This is a genomic window from Spiroplasma endosymbiont of Agriotes lineatus (assembly GCF_964019485.1).
Taxonomy (GTDB): domain Bacteria; phylum Bacillota_I; class Bacilli_A; order Mycoplasmatales; family Nriv7; genus Nriv7.
Genome location: NZ_OZ026448.1, coordinates 1 through 17,644, shown reverse-complemented (window position 1 = coordinate 17,644; position 17,644 = coordinate 1). Strand labels below are relative to the sequence as shown.

At 27.1% G+C, this 17,644-nt stretch carries 12 protein-coding genes, 1 other RNA gene and 1 pseudogene; all 14 read right to left on the bottom strand.

Going from position 1 to position 17,644, the window contains the following annotated elements; all coding sequences use genetic code 4:
• Positions 1 to 2: 2 nt before the first annotated feature.
• The 14 genes and pseudogenes from ftsH to dnaA all read right to left on the bottom strand — a co-directional run bounded on the left by ftsH (position 3) and on the right by dnaA (position 17,636).
• Positions 3 to 2,030, bottom strand: coding sequence for an ATP-dependent zinc metalloprotease FtsH (gene ftsH, locus AACK93_RS00065; protein WP_339024520.1), 2,028 nt, complete (start codon positions 2,028 to 2,030; stop codon positions 3 to 5).
• 29 nt (positions 2,031 to 2,059) lie between these two features.
• Positions 2,060 to 3,316: a tRNA lysidine(34) synthetase TilS gene (gene tilS / locus AACK93_RS00060; RefSeq protein WP_339024519.1), complete on the bottom strand. Its 1,257-nt coding sequence runs from the start codon at positions 3,314 to 3,316 to the stop codon at positions 2,060 to 2,062.
• Positions 3,317 to 3,329: 13 nt separating this feature from the next.
• Positions 3,330 to 4,286, bottom strand: a complete 957-nt coding sequence (locus AACK93_RS00055) for a hypothetical protein (RefSeq protein WP_339024518.1) — start codon at positions 4,284 to 4,286, stop codon at positions 3,330 to 3,332.
• Positions 4,287 to 4,373: 87 nt separating this feature from the next.
• On the bottom strand, positions 4,374 to 5,030 hold the full coding sequence (tmk, locus tag AACK93_RS00050) for a dTMP kinase (RefSeq protein WP_339024517.1): 657 nt from the start codon (positions 5,028 to 5,030) through the stop codon (positions 4,374 to 4,376).
• Positions 5,031 to 5,045: 15 nt separating this feature from the next.
• Positions 5,046 to 5,135, bottom strand: coding sequence for a hypothetical protein (locus AACK93_RS08010; protein ID WP_422398173.1), 90 nt, complete (start codon positions 5,133 to 5,135; stop codon positions 5,046 to 5,048).
• 13 nt (positions 5,136 to 5,148) lie between these two features.
• A pseudogene (locus AACK93_RS08005) lies at positions 5,149 to 5,490 on the bottom strand (toprim domain-containing protein); the annotation flags it as partial.
• A gap of 187 nt (positions 5,491 to 5,677) precedes the next feature.
• Positions 5,678 to 7,573 (bottom strand): DNA polymerase III subunit gamma/tau, encoded by a 1,896-nt coding sequence (dnaX, locus tag AACK93_RS00040; RefSeq protein WP_339024515.1) that lies wholly within the window; start codon positions 7,571 to 7,573, stop codon positions 5,678 to 5,680.
• A gap of 96 nt (positions 7,574 to 7,669) precedes the next feature.
• On the bottom strand, positions 7,670 to 8,125 hold the full coding sequence (locus tag AACK93_RS00035) for a nucleoside deaminase (protein ID WP_339024514.1): 456 nt from the start codon (positions 8,123 to 8,125) through the stop codon (positions 7,670 to 7,672).
• A gap of 31 nt (positions 8,126 to 8,156) precedes the next feature.
• Positions 8,157 to 8,251: signal recognition particle sRNA small type (gene ffs / locus AACK93_RS00030), an RNA gene on the bottom strand.
• 555 nt (positions 8,252 to 8,806) lie between these two features.
• Positions 8,807 to 10,087 carry a serine--tRNA ligase gene (gene serS / locus AACK93_RS00025; RefSeq protein WP_339024513.1) on the bottom strand — a complete coding sequence of 427 codons (1,281 nt, stop codon included), beginning with the start codon at positions 10,085 to 10,087 and terminating at the stop codon, positions 8,807 to 8,809.
• Between the two features lie 33 nt (positions 10,088 to 10,120).
• The gene (gene gyrA / locus AACK93_RS00020; RefSeq protein ID WP_339024512.1) at positions 10,121 to 12,559 is read right to left on the bottom strand and encodes a DNA gyrase subunit A; all 2,439 of its coding nucleotides are present in this window, start codon (positions 12,557 to 12,559) and stop codon (positions 10,121 to 10,123) included.
• Between the two features lie 13 nt (positions 12,560 to 12,572).
• Positions 12,573 to 14,483, bottom strand: a complete 1,911-nt coding sequence (gyrB, locus tag AACK93_RS00015; RefSeq protein WP_422398201.1) for a DNA topoisomerase (ATP-hydrolyzing) subunit B — start codon at positions 14,481 to 14,483, stop codon at positions 12,573 to 12,575.
• 513 nt (positions 14,484 to 14,996) lie between these two features.
• Positions 14,997 to 16,118 (bottom strand): DNA polymerase III subunit beta, encoded by a 1,122-nt coding sequence (dnaN, locus tag AACK93_RS00010; RefSeq protein WP_339024510.1) that lies wholly within the window; start codon positions 16,116 to 16,118, stop codon positions 14,997 to 14,999.
• Between the two features lie 171 nt (positions 16,119 to 16,289).
• Positions 16,290 to 17,636, bottom strand: a complete 1,347-nt coding sequence (gene dnaA, locus AACK93_RS00005) for a chromosomal replication initiator protein DnaA (RefSeq protein WP_339024508.1) — start codon at positions 17,634 to 17,636, stop codon at positions 16,290 to 16,292.
• Positions 17,637 to 17,644: the final 8 nt, after the last annotated feature.

Here is a 17,644-nt window from a genome sequence, read left to right as displayed (position 1 = left end):
ACCTACTCCCAACTTTTTCTAATTATACCACTGGCTTTTTTATCACTAGATTTAATATCTGATGATAAAATATCAGAATTTCGCCCCTTGGGTTTTGCTTCAATAATATCACCACGAAGTTCTTTTTCGCGAAATTCTTCTTGAGTTTTTTTGGCAACTAACACATCTGGTGGTAACTTTTCATTTTCATCAATATATTCAATTTGTTCAGCAGTAATTGTTTCTAAAACTCTTAACGATTCGGCAATTAAATCTAAAATATTACGATGTTCCTTAATTACTTTTTTAGCTTCAAGATAACATTCATCCAAAAATTTATTAATTTCAGCATCAATTTTTTGAGCAATATCATCAGAAAATTTATTAGCACTATTAACGCCCATATACCCATCTTTAGCACTTTCAAACTGTCGCAATCCCAAATCAGACATTCCAAACTCAACAACCATTCGGCGTGCAATATTAGTTGCCTTTTCTAAATCATCATGCGCCCCTGTAGTTATTTTTTCAGCACCAAAAATTAATTCTTCTGATGCTCTTCCACCTAAATAACCAGTAATAGTTGCCAAAAGATTATCGCGTGAATGCAAAAAACTCTCTTCTTTTGGCGTCATAATCGTATAACCACCCGCATTTCCACGAGGAATAATTGTTACTTTTTGAACTTTAGATGCATGTCTTAATTTTAAACCAATTAAAGCATGCCCCGCTTCATGACAAGAAACTATTTGCTTATCATTTTCCGTAATTGTTCTTGAAGTTTTAGCGGGCCCGCCAACAACACGATCAATAGCCTCATCAATATCGGCTAAATCAATAACGGTTTTTCGCTTTCGCACCGCTAATAATGTTGCTTCATTAAGCACATTTTCCAATTGCGCACCGCTAAACCCTGGAGTTCGGTCAGAAATCCGATTAAAAGCAATTTTAGGTGATAAATTCTTATTACGAGCATGTAATCGCAAAATTGCTTCTCGTTCACGAATATCTGGCAATGATAATTGAATCGTACGATCAAACCTCCCTGGTCTTAAAAGGGCTGGATCTAAAACATCAACACGATTAGTTGCCGCAATGATAATAACACCAGCATTCGTTTCAAAACCATCCATTTCCACTAATAATTGGTTTAAAGTTTGTTCACCAGCTCCTGGCCCCATTGACAATGAGCGTTTTCTTCCCACAGCATCAATTTCATCAATAAAAATAATACACGGCGAACTTTTTTTCGCATTATTAAATAATTCTCTAACCCGTGATGCACCAACACCAACAAACATCTCTTCAAATTCCGAACCAGAAATTGAAAAGAAAGGAACATTAGCTTCACCAGCTACTGCTTTTGCTAACAAGGTTTTCCCTGTCCCCGGAGGACCCTCTAACAAAACCCCTTTGGGTGTCCTTGCCCCCATTTGTGCATACCTTGTCGGATTTTTTAAATAATCAACAATTTCCACTAATTCTTGCTTTTCTTCATTTATTCCCGCCACATCAGTAAATCTAACTTTTGATTCTGTTTGTCGCGCTTTATTTTTCCCCATTGAAAACGGATTCATTCCGCCACAGTCACCTGGAGAACGCATCATTCTTAAAGTAAGAAATACTGATGCTCCAATTAATAATAAGAAAGGTAACATTCGCAATAATTCAGTTCAAAGACTTGATTCATTAGGATTATATATCGTTGGTAATTTACCTTTAAAAATATTACTTACTTTTTCACCATTAAGTAAGTCATTAACTGTTTTTCACATTGAATCAACTAAAACCATTTGAAATTGATAGCGTTGCCCATTACCTAGCTTAAAAGTTCCAAATAATGTATAATTTCCTAATGATTGACCCATTTTTCAACTAACAGCAGCAATATTTTGGTCTTTAATTTTACCTGTTTCAATTCAAATTTTAAGATCCTTAAAATCAGGATACTCATAACCACCTTTTAAAAGGTATCATATTAGAATTCCTAATAATAATGCGAACAGTAAAATAATAAAAATAAAACCTAAATTTCTTTTACGCTTTTGCACAATCTTTTCCTCTCTTCATAATTACTATCTTATTTTAACATAAATCAATTACTTTTGTTTTTCAAATGATTAGCATCAACAGCCAACATTGGAATCACAATTAATTGTTGATGACAATTATATATTACCGGTCAATTAATTCTTTGCTGAAAACTAATTTTATTGTTAATAAATAAACGATTAATTTTTTTTGTGCCATTCTTAGTTTTAATTTTCTCATTAAACTCGTTACACTTAATATAAATCGGAAACTCATCATTAGCAACAAAAAATCCCATTCCCTTAATATTACCATTATTTTTTAATTTTAATATTAAATAACGACTTTTAAAATTTTTCAAGTTAGTAATTGTATAACAATAATTATCCTTAATAATTGGTTTACTTAGATATATAAATTTATATTCTTTAATAAAAATTCATTGATCATTTAATTTAATATGAATATTTGGTTTATTACTTTTAAGTACACCATTTAAAATTCTTTTTAAATAATTTTTAGTTACTAATTCATCATCAATTATTAATAAATATTGATAAATTAATTTTTGTTGTCATTTTTCTTCTAATAATAAAAACAACTTGTAATTGATTTTATCATCAATTATCATCAACACCAATAATTTTATTATTTTTTGTTGTTCTTCCTTTAAAAGGATATTTTTTTCATTAATTTCTTGTAATAAATTATTAATTTCAAGATTTGAAAAATAAGCAATTTTTTTCCGAATAACATTACGAGCATAAATATCCAATCCATTACTATCATCAACTTGAAAATCTAATTGTTTTTTTTCTAAATAATTAAGAATCATTTGTTTTTTTACTTTCAACATTGGTCGAAAAACTGTTAAATTTTTAATTTTTCGCTTAAAAAGTAAACCATAATATGAAACTAAACTTTTTCTTTGTTTTTGCAATAAATAAGTTTCTAATAAGTCATTAAATTGATGAGCAATAACAAGATTAAAAATCTTTTGTTTTTTTGCTATTTTCATAAAAAAATCATAACGAATTTTCCGAGCTTGATTTTGAAAATTTTCTTTCCCATATTGTTCGGGTTTTACTCGTAAAACAGCATATTCAATATTATTTTTTAAACAATAATTAACAACAATTGATTCATCTTGCCAACTATTAGTTCTTTTTTGATAATTAATATGAACAACAAAAATTTTAAATCCTGCTTGATACAAATTATCTAGCAAAAACATACTATCAGTTCCACCAGAAATCCCTAATAAATATTTTTCTTGAATATCAAGACTTTCATAAAATTTCTTCATAGTAACCTCATTTTTAAATTTTTAACATCATAATTATAAAGTAATCAACAAGTAAATTTTTATTAACAGAAAACTTTAATCTTTCTAAACATTCATAAATTACCGTTAAAAAATAATTTTGTTTATTAGCAATTTTGCTAGTAACCTGTTTAATAAATTTTTGTTGCGTAATAAAATATTGTGGAAATTCTAAAAAACTATCTTTCATTATTAAAATTATTAATTTTCAAAATAAAGATAAATAATTTTTCTCTAACTTATTAATTTTACTAGATAATAAGTAATTATCTTCATTGTTATTTTTAATAAAATTAGTAATAAAATCTAATGCTAGCAATTTAATTTCCAAAAATTTAACATAATCCACATTCGCAACAATTTCATTTCAATCAGAAAAACAATTACTTATTAACTTGGCATCCTCAAGAACAATTTTTCATTCATTAATAAGTTTTTTCGCTACTACCTCAAAATCAATTGTTGGTAATGTTAAAACTTGACTGCGAGAAATAATTGTCGGTAAAACACGATTAATACTTTTGCTAGTAAAAATAGCATATGTATTAATCGGTGGTTCTTCTAAAAATTTCAATAAACTATTATTAGCTTCCAAACTACCATCTTCAATGTTTTGAATTAAATAAATCTTTTTATTTGTTAATTCTAACGAAGACAAACTAAATTTAATAATAATTTCACGAACCATTTCTTTTTTTAATTTTTCAGAACATAAATTTAAAATAACAAAATCAAGATAATTATTACTAATTACGCGTTGACAATTATTACATTTTCCCTCACACCAACTAACATCTTCACATACTAAGCGACAAGTTAAATATATTGCCGACTGATAATTAATTTCATCACTATTACTAGCAATAATTAGCGAATGCGGAAACATATTATTAATTAAATAATTTTCAATTGTCATAATAAATTTTTTTGATAACATATTAAAATTCAACATTCGTGTATTTAACTCCATTAAATAGTTTGATTAATAATAAATAGTTTTAAATAAAAAGTAAATAGTAATAAAATTTGTAATGCTTAACTAATTAACATTCATATTTAAAGCAAGCAAATATTTTTGTACTAAAACTCATACTTGTTTAAAAACTATTTTTATATCTGGTTTAGCATTAATTACTTTAATGCGTTGCGGATTTTGACTAAGTAAAATTCGATATCCTTCATAAACCTTTTGGTGAAAGTCTAATTGTTCTAAATCCAAACGATTTAATTCTGATACCATTCTAAAATCTTTAATCCGCTTTAAACCAATTTCTGGTTCAAGATCAAAAAAAATTGTTAAGTCTGGCCTGGCATTACCAATAATAGTATTTTGAATATCATTTAAATTTATAATTCCTAAACCACGACCTAAACCTTGATAAGCCGAAGTTGAATCAATAAAGCGATCACAAATAACAATTTTATTATCTTGTAATGCTGGTAAAATAACTTCAACCGTATGTTGTCTTCTAGCAGCAATATACAGCAACGCTTCCGTTCATTTATCCATTTCTGAATTTTCTTTATCTAAAATAATTTCTCTAATTTTTTCAGAAATTTTTACTCCTCCTGGTTCGCGAGTTAAAATCACATCATAATTTTCTTGACGCAGTTTTTCTTTCAGCATTTGACCAACAGTTGTTTTTCCAGAGCCTTCAGTTCCTTCTAATGATATAAAAAATGGTTTTGAATTCACAATTTTAATTTCTCCTTATGATAGTTTTTTTCTACCTTCAAATGACTTTTTTAATGTAAACTGATCAGCATAATGAATTATTGCTCCTACCGACCGGTAAACCATGAGCAATTCTAGTAATTGAAACATCATAATAATTTTTTAATAATCTATTAATGTACTGCGCTGCTAATTCACCATTAATTGTTGGGCTAGTAGCAATAATGATTTCTTGTCAATTTTTATTGCTAACACGAGTTAATAATAAATCTAAAGATAAATCATTTGGTGAAATATCTTTTTGTAAATCAATTTCTTGCATTAAAATATAATACACCCCATTAAATACTTGATGATTTTCTAATGCTCATAAATCTTGTCAATTACTAACAATGCAAAGAACATTTTGTTCCCTTTGTGTATCTTGACAAATCGTAAATATTTTTTCATTATTAATATTATTACATTGCCTACATAACATTAATGAGTCCCGCACTTCTTGTAATGTGGTAACTAAATCATTAATAAAATCAGATTTTTGCAAAAATATTTGTAAAGCTGTCCGTTCGGCATTCTTTTTCCCTATTGCTGGAATTTTTTTAAAATATCAACTAACTTTTCTAAAACTTCAGGATATTGCATAATCATTTACTTGATTCTCCTTTAAATTAGTCAATTAAGACAATATTATCAAATAATTCTTGCACTGTTTGATAAACTGAATTATCTAATAACTTCTCTTTGGCAATAATATCTTCTTCTCGACAATAATAATCTTTAAAATTAAGTGAATGTGGCGTTGGCAACTTATTAGCAATTCGTAAATGATAATATTCTTGGCGAATATATGCTAATTCTGGAGTATGAACCGCCATAATAATTAAATTTTTCGTAAGCAAAATATCTTTCAAAAAATCTTGCATATTTTTAGTAAAACTATAATTATTAACAATTGTTGCTTGGCGTTGAATGGGACAAGATAAGATAATCGCCCCCTTCATGGCAGCGACAATTGTCGTATCAACTAACATTTTAACAATTTTATGAAACGAACTATGAGTTAAATACTCATTAATCAAATTTCAGCGATTACTATATTCTGTTCTTAAATACTTATCAGCTTGTGATAAAACATTAAAATAATCCATCATTTCTCAAATAAAAGGTTTATTAATAACACTAATATTATTAGTTTCAGAAACATTTTCATCTTTTTTATCTTGATTTTCACTATCATTTTGTGATACAACCACAGCATCAGGTACTTCTTTTTCTTTAATTACTTGATTTTTATTATCATTTTGTAAACAATTCTGTGGTACAAGCATCTTGCTTGGCTCTTGTTTTAAATCATCGCTGGCTAATACTAACTCAGAATCGTTTAATGTTAATGATTTTTTTTTATTATCAACTTGCTGAGTTTCAATAGTAGTAATCATTTTATCACGATGACCATTAACCTTAGTCGTTACTATTGAAGTCATATTTTGAAAGTAATTCATATTTTTAAATGAAGCAATTTCAAAATACATTATTGCATTATTACTAAAACGATAATTATTTAATGCTTCTATGTAATTTTCAATAATTTTTAATAATTGTTCTTGTGTCAAAATACTAAACGGTAACGAGTCATCAGGATCTAAAATCATTAATAATTCTTTATTAGTAGTAATTTTAAAAATAATAATTTCTTTACAAATATTAATTAAATCAATCGTTAAATTATTAATATCAACACCAACTTGAAGAAAATTATTAACAGTTTGCAAAACTTTTAATGTCTTATTATTAATAATATCTAACAAAAACGCAATTTTTTCAGCTTTACTTGGAATCATAAAAAGCATATTAACACTTGCTAAATTAACAAATTCACGATTATAAGCAATTACTTGTTCTAAAATATTTAATGAATCACGAACTGATCCCGAACTTAAAAGGGCAATTTGTTCTAAACCATCTTTTTCATAAGGAATTTGTTCTTGTTGCAACACTGTTATTAAATTTTGTACTAAATTATTTTTATTAACTAATTTAAAATCAAACTTTTGACAGCGAGAAACAATTGTTAAAGGAATTTTATATACTTCTGTCGTTGCTAAAATAAAAATCGCATGTCGCGGTGGTTCTTCTAATGTTTTTAATAAAGCATTAAAAGCACTAATCGTTAACATATGAACTTCATCAATGATATATACCTTATATTTACAAAGCGATGGTAACAATGAAATTTTTTCTTTTAATTCTCTAATTTCATCAATACCATTATTCGAAGCACCATCAATTTCTAATAAATCAAGACAAGAATTATTATTAAAACTTTCACAAATATAACATTCATTACAAGCTTCACCATTAATTATTTTTAAACAATTAATAGTTTTAGCAAATACTTTAGCAATTGAAGTTTTACCAACGCCTCTTGGTCCACAAAGCAAATAAGCATGACTAAAATTATCATTAATAATTGTATTTTGTAACGAAGTCACAATTTGATTTTGACCAATAATTTTGCTAAATCTATTGGGGCGATATTTTCGATATAGCGTTAAATATTTCATTTAGCAATCCACCTTTGTAGTTATTAAGATTATACTCTCAACAAAATTATATAATATTATGGCAATCAAAAAAATTTTATTTACAATTATTTATTATTAATTTTTACGAACTTCTTGAAAAAATCTTTGTAAAATTTGTTTTACTGGCAATTCTAATAACCCTTCATCATATGATGCTTGATGATTAAACTTATTTTTATTTAGTAATTGATTTTGTGAAACAACAGTGCCAAACTTAGGGTCACTAACAGCAAAAAAAACTTTTTTTATTCGTGACTGTAAAATCGCTCCCGTACACATTAAGCATGGCTCTAAAGTTGAGTATAAAACGCAATCTTTTAACCTTCATTGACCTAATTTTTTAGCGGCATTAGCAATAGCAATCATTTCCGCATGCTCCAACGGATTATTATTAACTTCTTTAGAATTATAACCTTGACCAATAATAATACCATTCGGATCAACAATTACTGCTCCAACTGGAACATCGCCATTTTGGTATGCAATTTTAGCAAGAGATATGGCTACTTTCATATATTGAATATGTGGCATTTTTTTACTCCTATTTTATTAATTTATTTTAACACAAAAAAATACCACTACACATAGCACTTCTCCTTATGGCTGCTACTTTTGTCCTGACCAGGTTCAGAGGTTACTATTGTAATGGCTACGTTAATTATAATACATAACTAGAAAAAATAGCAGTAAATTTTAAAAAATGAACGTATAAGATTTTATTAGATAGAAAAAGGTTTAAATAATTTTTAATGAAAAGCAACAACAATTTAATTATCATTTTATTTGGAAAATAAATAATAAAACAAAATATTTAATATCAACCAAACATAATCTCAATAAAAGGTTATAAAAACCAAGGAAAACGCTTATAAAAACAACATTAAAATAAGTTTTTACAACAAAAATCATACATAAAAAATATATACTTAATTTGCATATTGAAATAATTTATAGTAAATGATTATTTTTTATTTTTTTAAAAATACCTAAGAAAACCAAGCGCGACCTTAAAAATTAGATTGTTAATTGTTTCATGTGAAACAATTAACAATCTTAAAGATTAAACATATCTTATATCGCTTTAAATATTACTTCTATTTTCCAAACTACATAAAGAGTAAAATTTAAAATGTTTGGTCCAAAACTATCAATTAAATACAATAAATAAAACAAAATTTAAAAAAGATGTTTCATATGAAACATCTTTTTTCCTTAAACAGTAATCTTTTCTAATCCATTCAAATACTTTTGCAATATCTTAGGAACGACAACCGCCTTACAATCAGATTGATAATTATTTTCTAAAATTGCTGCTACCAAGCGATCAACTGCTAATCCCGAACCATTTAATGTATGAACTAACTTAGCATTATCCTGTGACTTTTCTTTATAACGAATTTTTCCTCTTCGGGCTTGAAAATCTTCACAATTAGAACAAGAAGAAATTTCACGATATTTATTTTGTGAAGGCATTCAGACTTCAATATCATAAGTTTTCGCAGCACTAAATCCTAAATCACCCGTACAAAGTTCAATAACGCGGTATGGTAGTTCTAAAAGTTCTAAAATTTTACAAGCGTCATTAGTTAATTTTTCCAATTCATCATACGATTGTTCTGACTTAGTAATTTTAACCAACTCAATCTTATGAAATTGATGCAAGCGAATTATTCCCCGAGTATCTTTACCAGCTGCTCCGGCTTCGGAGCGATAACAAGTTGTATAGGCACAATATTTTAAAGGTAATTTATGACCATCAATAATTTCATCTTGATACAAATTAGTTATTGGTACTTCTGCCGTAGGAACTAAATAATAATCTTTTTCTTGTAATTGAAATAAATCTTCTTTAAATTTAGGCAGATTTCCAGTAGTAATTAATGAATTTGTATTAACAATTGTTGGCGGAATAATTTCCTCATAACCAGATTGATAATGAACATCTAACATTAAATTAATTAAGGCACGAACTAAACGAGCGCCAACCTTTTTATAAATAACAAAACGACTACCAGTTATTTTTTTTGCTCGATTAAAATCAATAATATCTAAATCTTTTGCAATATCTCAGTGTGGGTGCGTTGATTTTAAAGCTTTGTTTTCATTTCATTTTTTAACTTCAACATTATCGGCTTCACTTATACCAATGGGGACAGTAATTTCAGGAATATTTGGTGTTTTTAATAACAAATCCTTAATTTCACTTTCAACAACTAGTAATTGATGTTTTAATGTTTCAATTAATAACTTATTACTTCCCAAATCTCCTTTCAAGACTTCAATTTCATTAGTTTTCTCTTTTTGTATTAATGATGCAATTAATTTTGATTGTTTATTATGTTCTGCTTGTTTTTGCTCTAATTTAGTAATAATTTGTTTGCGTTTCGTATTTAATTGTTTGGCTTTTTTTAAATACAAAAAATCCGCATTTCTGGTTGTTAATCTTTTAATAACTTTATCAATATTTTCTGATAAATAATTTATATCAATCACTTTAACAAACCCTCTATTATTTTAAGAATAATTCTAGTTAACAGAAATAATAGCACTAGTTTTTATCTTTTGTTTTGATTTTAACTTAATTAGTTTAATACCACTACTATTTCTTTGAGAAATTTTCATTTCATTTAAATTAACACGAATCCCAACACCATTATTCGTAACAATTAGCATCTCTTCATTGCCTTTAATAGCTTTAATCGCAACAATGTCGCCAGTTTTAGGAGTTAATTTCATTGCTTTAACACCTTTAGTGGCTCTTTTTGTTAAACGAAATGATTGTAAAGGCGTAATTTTACTTAAACCATTTTCAGAAATAGTAATAATGTTATTTCCCGTCGCACTGGTACAGCCCCCAATAACAAAGCAATCATTGTCTAAAATAATTCCTTTAATTCCTGCGGCTTTTCTTTGTAATAAGCGGATTTCATTCTCATTAAAATGAATTGCTTTACCATTACTAGTAGCAATAATAATTTTCGTATCACCTGTTGTTAATAAAACTTCAACAAGACTATCATTGGTTTTAAAATAAATTGCAATTTTACCTGTTTTACGAATTGAATCAAACTCACCAATGGCAGTGCGTTTCACAATTCCATTTTTAGTAATAAAAAATAAATACTGTTTACTACTTTCTAAATTTATGGCAATTAAAGTTTTAATTTTCTCTTTTCGTTCAATATTAATTAAATTAATAATTGGCGTTCCTCTTGCTGCTCGTGAAAAACTACTAATTTCATAAGCTTTTAAACGATATACTTTACCGATATCACTAAAAAATAAAATGTCATCGTGAGTATTAGCAATAATAATTATTCTGGTATCATCGGTTTCACCTAAATTTATTGTATTAACACCGGTCCCGCCGCGTTTTTGGGTGCGATATTCATCTAAATTTAACCGCTTAATATAGCCATTTTCAGAAAAAATAATAACTACCGGTTCATTTTTAATTAATGATATTTCATCAATGGCAATATCTTCTTCATCACTAGTAATAATTGTTCTTCGTGAATCACCATAATTATTTTTAATTGTTATTAATTGCTTACTAATAATTTTTGTTCGTTCACTAACATCTTGCAAAACTTTTTGACATTGAGCAATATCATCATTTAATATTCTTAATTCTTCTTCTAATTTAACTTGTTCTAAACCAGTTAATCTTTGCAAACGCATTTGTAAAATAGCTTGGACTTGAATTTTACTCAATGCAAATTCACTAACTAATTTCTCAATTGCTTCTGTTGGTGCATTTGTTTTTTTAATTAAACGAACAATAGCATCAATATTAGATAAAGCAATAACTAATCCTTCACAAATATGAGCCCGCTCTTGATTTTTTTGTAATTCAAACTTAGTTTTTCGAACTAAAACAACAAATTGATGTTCTAAATATGCTTGTAAAATTTGTAATAAATTCATAAGTCTGGGACGACCATTATTTAAAGCAATTAAATTAATTGAATGTGTTGATTGTAACGGTGTCATTTTATATAACTTATTCAATAAAATTTTACTACTAACATCATTTTTTAATTCCATTACTACTCTAATCCCTTCGTGATTAGATTCATCTCGTAACGTATAAATACCTTGAATTTCTTTATTTTTTACTAAGTACGATATTCTTTCAATTAAACGAGTTTTATTTAATTGATACGGAATTTCATTAATAATTAAAGCTTTACGACCATTTTTAAATGTTTCTTCACTTACTTTTCCACGCACAGTAATCGTATCACGACCTGTTAAATATGCTTTTCTAATTCTTTGATTACCAATAATATTTGCTCCTGTTGGAAAGTCTGGTCCTTTAACAATATCTTGCAAAATTAATTGTTCAATTGTAACATGAGGATTTTCCAACACATAAATTAAAGCATCAATAACCTCATTTAAGTTATGTGGCGGAATATCAGTTGTAATACTAACAGCAATTCCTTTTGAACCATTAACTAGTAAGTTAGGAAAGGATGCCGGTAATACTTTCGGTTCTCGTTCGGTACTATCATAATTATCAACAAAATCAACCGTATCCTTATTCATATTGTTTACTAATTCATTAGCTAATTTACTCATTCGTGATTCGGTATAACGCATCGCGGCTGGATTATCGCCATCAATCGAACCAAAATTTCCTTGACCATCAACTAACGGATATCGTGATGAAAATTCTTGTGCCATTCTGACCATTGAATAATACACAGCAGTATCGCCATGAGGATGATATTTCCCAATAATTTCTCCGGTAATTCGTGCTGATTTTTTATATGGTTTGTCATAAGTTATTCCTAAATCATACATAGCATATAAAATTCGACGATGAACTGGTTTTAAACCATCACGAACATCAGGAATCGCCCGGGAAACAATAACTGACATTGCATATTCTAAAAAGCTTTCTTGCATTTCTTTACTAATATCAATATCTTTGATATTATTTTGATTATCTAAATTCATTTATTTCACCTTCCTAAACGTCAAGATGCTTAACATACTCGGCATTTTCTTCAATAAATATTTTTCGCGGTTCTACTTGTTCACCCATTAACATAATAAAAGTCATATCAGCAATACTAGCATCTTCAATTGTTACTTTTAGTAACTGGCGATTTTCAGGATTCATTGTCGTACTTCATAATTGTTCAGCATTCATTTCTCCAAGTCCTTTATATCTTTGAATACTAAATTTTTGATCATCTTTTAACGATTTTTTAAAATTTTCTAATTCTTGATCAGAATATACATAATTACTCTTTTTACCAACTTGGATTTTGTATAGTGGTGGTTGAGCAATATACATACAACCAGCAACAATTAATTCATGCATATAACGATAAAAAAATGTTAGTAATAGAGTTCGAATATGAGCACCATCAACATCAGCATCTGTCATAATTATTACCTTATGATATCGTAATCGGTCAATATTGAAATCTTTATTAACACCACAACCTAATGATGTTATCATTGTTAAAATTTCATCATTTTCTAACACTCGTTCAATTCTTGCTTTTTCAACATTAAGAACTTTACCTTTTAATGACAAAATAGCTTGAAAATTACGGTCTCGTCCCATTTTAGCAGTGCCCCCAGCAGAATCACCCTCAACCATATAAAGTTCACTAATCTTAGCATCATTACTACTACAATCAGCTAATTTACCTGGTAGTGGTGCCACATCAAGTAAATTTTTCTTACGACTAATTTCGCGAGCTTTTCTTGCTGCCATTCTTGCTCTAAAAGCTAATAATGTTTTTTCTAAAATATTCTTCGCAATTTGTGGATTTTTCATTAGAAAATTTTTAATAACATTACCAATCGCATTAGAAACTATTTGCCTAACGATTTTATTACTTAATTTAGCTTTTGTTTGTCCTTCATATTGCGGATCAGATATTTTAAGAGAAAGTAAAGCAACTAAACCTTCTTTTAAATCATCTCATAATAATTTTTCATCATTAATTTTAATATACTTATTATTTAATGCATATTTATTTATTTCTCTCGTTAGTGCCAAACGCAACCCTTCTTCATGCGTTCCACCTTCAGAAGTATTAATGTTATTACAAAAAGAATATAACTGCGTATGATATGTATCATTATATTGCACAGCAAATTCAATATGAGTATCATCATATTGTTGATCACTATAAATTATTTCTTTATGAATAACAATACGATCACTATTTAAATCAGCAACATAATCACGAAGACCATTAAAATATTGAAATACTACTTTTCGTTGTGCTTTTTCATCAATAAGAATAATCTTTAAACCCTTATTTAAAAATGCTAATTGTTTTAATCGCGTTTTTAAAGTTGTGTAATTAAATGACTGACTTTCTTCAAAAATACTAATGTCCGGCATAAAACGAACAACCGTTCCTCTTTTGTCAGTTGTGCCAGTAATTTTTAAAGCTTCTTTTATTTTTCCCCCATTATGAAATTTTAAATCATAAATATTACCATCACGGTATACCGTGACATCTAAATAATTACTTAAAGCATTAACAACCGATGCCCCCACACCATGAAGACCACCAGATACTTGGTAAGTTTGACCATCAAACTTACCACCAGCATGAAGCACAGTAAATACTGTTTCTAAAACAGAGATTTTACTTTTAGGATGAATATCAATTGGAATTCCACGACCATTATCTTCAATAATAATTTCATTATCATTTAACAAAGTAATTTTAATTTCGTTACAATAGCCGCCCATAACCTCATCAATCGAATTACTAATAATTTCTCATGCTAAATGATGTCATCCTTCTTTAGAAATATTTCCAATATACATTCCCGGTCGCTTACGAACTGCTTCTAAACCTTCTAAAATTTGAATTGAAGATGCATCATATTTTCTTTTCAACACTAAAATCTCTCCTATCACACATTGATGTTTTTACTACTATAAATTTACACCGAATATGACTAATTGTACCACTTTTAAGGACATTTAGGAAATGCAATAGTTATATTATAGACTGCGTTTAGTTTTCTTAGGTATTTTTAAAAAAATAAAAAATAATCATTTACTATAAATTATTTCAATATTCAAATTAAGTATATATTTTTTATATATGATTTTTGTTATAAAAACTTATTTTAATGTTATTTTTATAAGCGTTTTCCTTCCTTGGTTTTTATAACCTTTTATTGAGATTGTGTTTGTTGTATTAAAGATTTTTTTATTATTTATTTTCCAAATAAAATGATAATTAAATTGTCGTTGCTTTTCATTAAAAATTATTTAAATATTTTCCTGTCTAATAAAACTTTATACGCCCGAAATTATATATCATAATAAAAATACCTTAAAATAGTCTTAAAAATTAAAAATGCGGATTCATAAAATGAAATTTATAAACACGCATTTTTAATTTTCTAATTAATAAGTTCGCATTGGCAAGACTAGTTGTAATAATGTTGGATCTTCATCACTAGTAATAATAATTGGTTTATCCTCGGCTGTTAAATTAATATTTAAATCATTAGTTTTAAAAGCTCTAATCGCATCAATCATATACTGTGAGCGAAATGCAATATTCATTGCATCACCGGATAACTGAAACTTACTTAAATTCTCATTAGAATTACCGATCTCACTAGAACTAGCCTCCACATTAATTTTATCATTACTAATATTTAACTTAATTGTAGTATTACTAATTTCGTGACTTAATACACTGGCACGATCAATGGCATTTAATAAATCACGATTATTAATCACAATCTTACTATTATAACTTTCAGGAATAATTTTATTAATATTAGGATACTTACCATCAATAATTTTTGATTGTAAAATTGTATTATTAATCTTAAAAACAATATTTATTTTATTAACAATTATTATAACATCATTATTTTTTTCACTAATCTTATTTACTTCTTGAATTACCTTTCCTGGAATAATAACTTCATAATCGTTCTCACTATAATAGGGAAAATTTATTTCTTTACTAGCTAACCGAAATGAATCAGTAGCTGTAACCTTTAATTTTCCTTTACTAAATAAAAAATGAATCCCTGTAAAAATAATATTTCTCTCTTGTTCGCCAATTGCAAATCCAACTTGACTAACAATTGCTTTTAAAATTGCATTACTAATAATAAATTCTTGTCCTTTGGTATCAAACAAAATTTTAGGGTACTGATTAAAATCTAAAGTATTTAACTGAGAATCAAAATTATTAGCATTAATGCGAATCACACTGCCTTCAACAACTTCAATGCGAATAATGTCACTTTCAATTTTACGAATTACTTCACTAACAAATCGAACTTTAATTAAAGTTTTTCCTATTTCTTCAATTTGTAATTTACTTTCATTAACTTTAATTTCAACTTGTATTGATAATGTTCCTGAAGAACCAATTAAAATTAACTTATCAGGTTTAACTTCAAATAATAAACCTGTTAACGCCGGCAATGGCGATTTATATGAAATTATTCGCGAAATTTTATTAATTTCATTTAATAATCTTGTACGAGAAATAGTAATAATCATTTAGAGTGACTCCTTATATATTTTATATTTATATTTATTGTAATATTAGTAGTATACTGTTGACAATGCGGATAACCTTCAAATATTACTAACTATCTTGTAGTATCACACATTTTTACTGTTAATAATCTGTTGATAGTTTTGTTAATAACTTTTTTCCTTTAAAAGAATTTATTCTTGACATTTGCTAATTAACAAATGCACTATTTTAGCAAATTCTTTATTATTTTTAATTAAAATCTCAATTTTTTGACAGGCACTCATTACCGTTGAATGGTCTTTACCACCAAATTCAATGCCAATCCGAGAAAAGGGTTCATCAATAAGTGTTCTTGATAAAAACATTGCTAAATGGCGGGCAATGGTAATATTTGCGACTCTAGTTTTACTAATAAGTAATTTAACAGGAATATTATAGTATTCCGCAACAAGTTGCTTAATTTTTTTAATAGTAATTTTTTCTCGCTTATCAATAATAATATTTGAACTTTTAAAAGCTTCTTTAACATCTTCTAATTCAATTATTTTTTCAGCACTAGTGTTCATTACTGAAAAGAAAATCACCCGATTTAAAGCTCCTTCTAATTTACGAACATCAGTATTAAAATTTAAGGCAATAAATTCTAAAACTTCTTTGGCAAAAACCGTTGCATTATAATTAACTTCTTTAACTTTTAAGTTTAAAATATTTAAGGCCGTTTCAAAATCAGGAGCATCCAAACAAACACTTAATCCGCTTTGAAATCGTGACACCATCCTTTGTTCAAAACCATCTAATTCATCAGGATATTTATCAGAAGTTAAAATAATTTGTTTATTAGCATCAATAAAACGATTAAAAATATTAAAAAAGATTTCATTAGTTTTGTTTCTTTTTGCTAGTAATTGAATATCATCAATTAATAATACTTGATAATTATTAAAAGAATCTTTAAAATCTTCAATAGCATCAATACCATGATTATATATTTCTAAAAACATGCGACCAAATTCTTCTGAAGATAAGTAGCGAATTTTAATATTAGGATTATTTTTAATAATTTCATTTTCCACAGCGTGTAATAAATGCGTTTTACCTAATCCTGAGTTTCCATAAATAAATAACGGATTTCAACTAATGCCAAGATTTTTAATAACAGCTAATGATGCTTGATAAGCATTTTGATTACAAGCACCTTTAACAAAGTTAGTAAAGGTAAATTTTTTTTTATTACTTTTTAAATTATCATTACATTCATCATATTGTTGATGAGGCATATTTTCAATTTCATATTGTTCAAGAAATTTAACACTTAGTTGGCGATTACTAACTTGATTAATAATAATTTGAATTTTATTAGTTAAATTTTTTGTTAAAATTTCTTTTGCAAAACCACTCTGAACTAAAATGATACATTCATTATTATTAGTAATTGAATGAATATTAGTATTTTTAATATAAGTATTAAAAATAATTGGATCAATTGTTTCGCCCATTAGTTTTGTTTTAACTTGTTCTCACATTTCTTTATGAATCATAAATCACA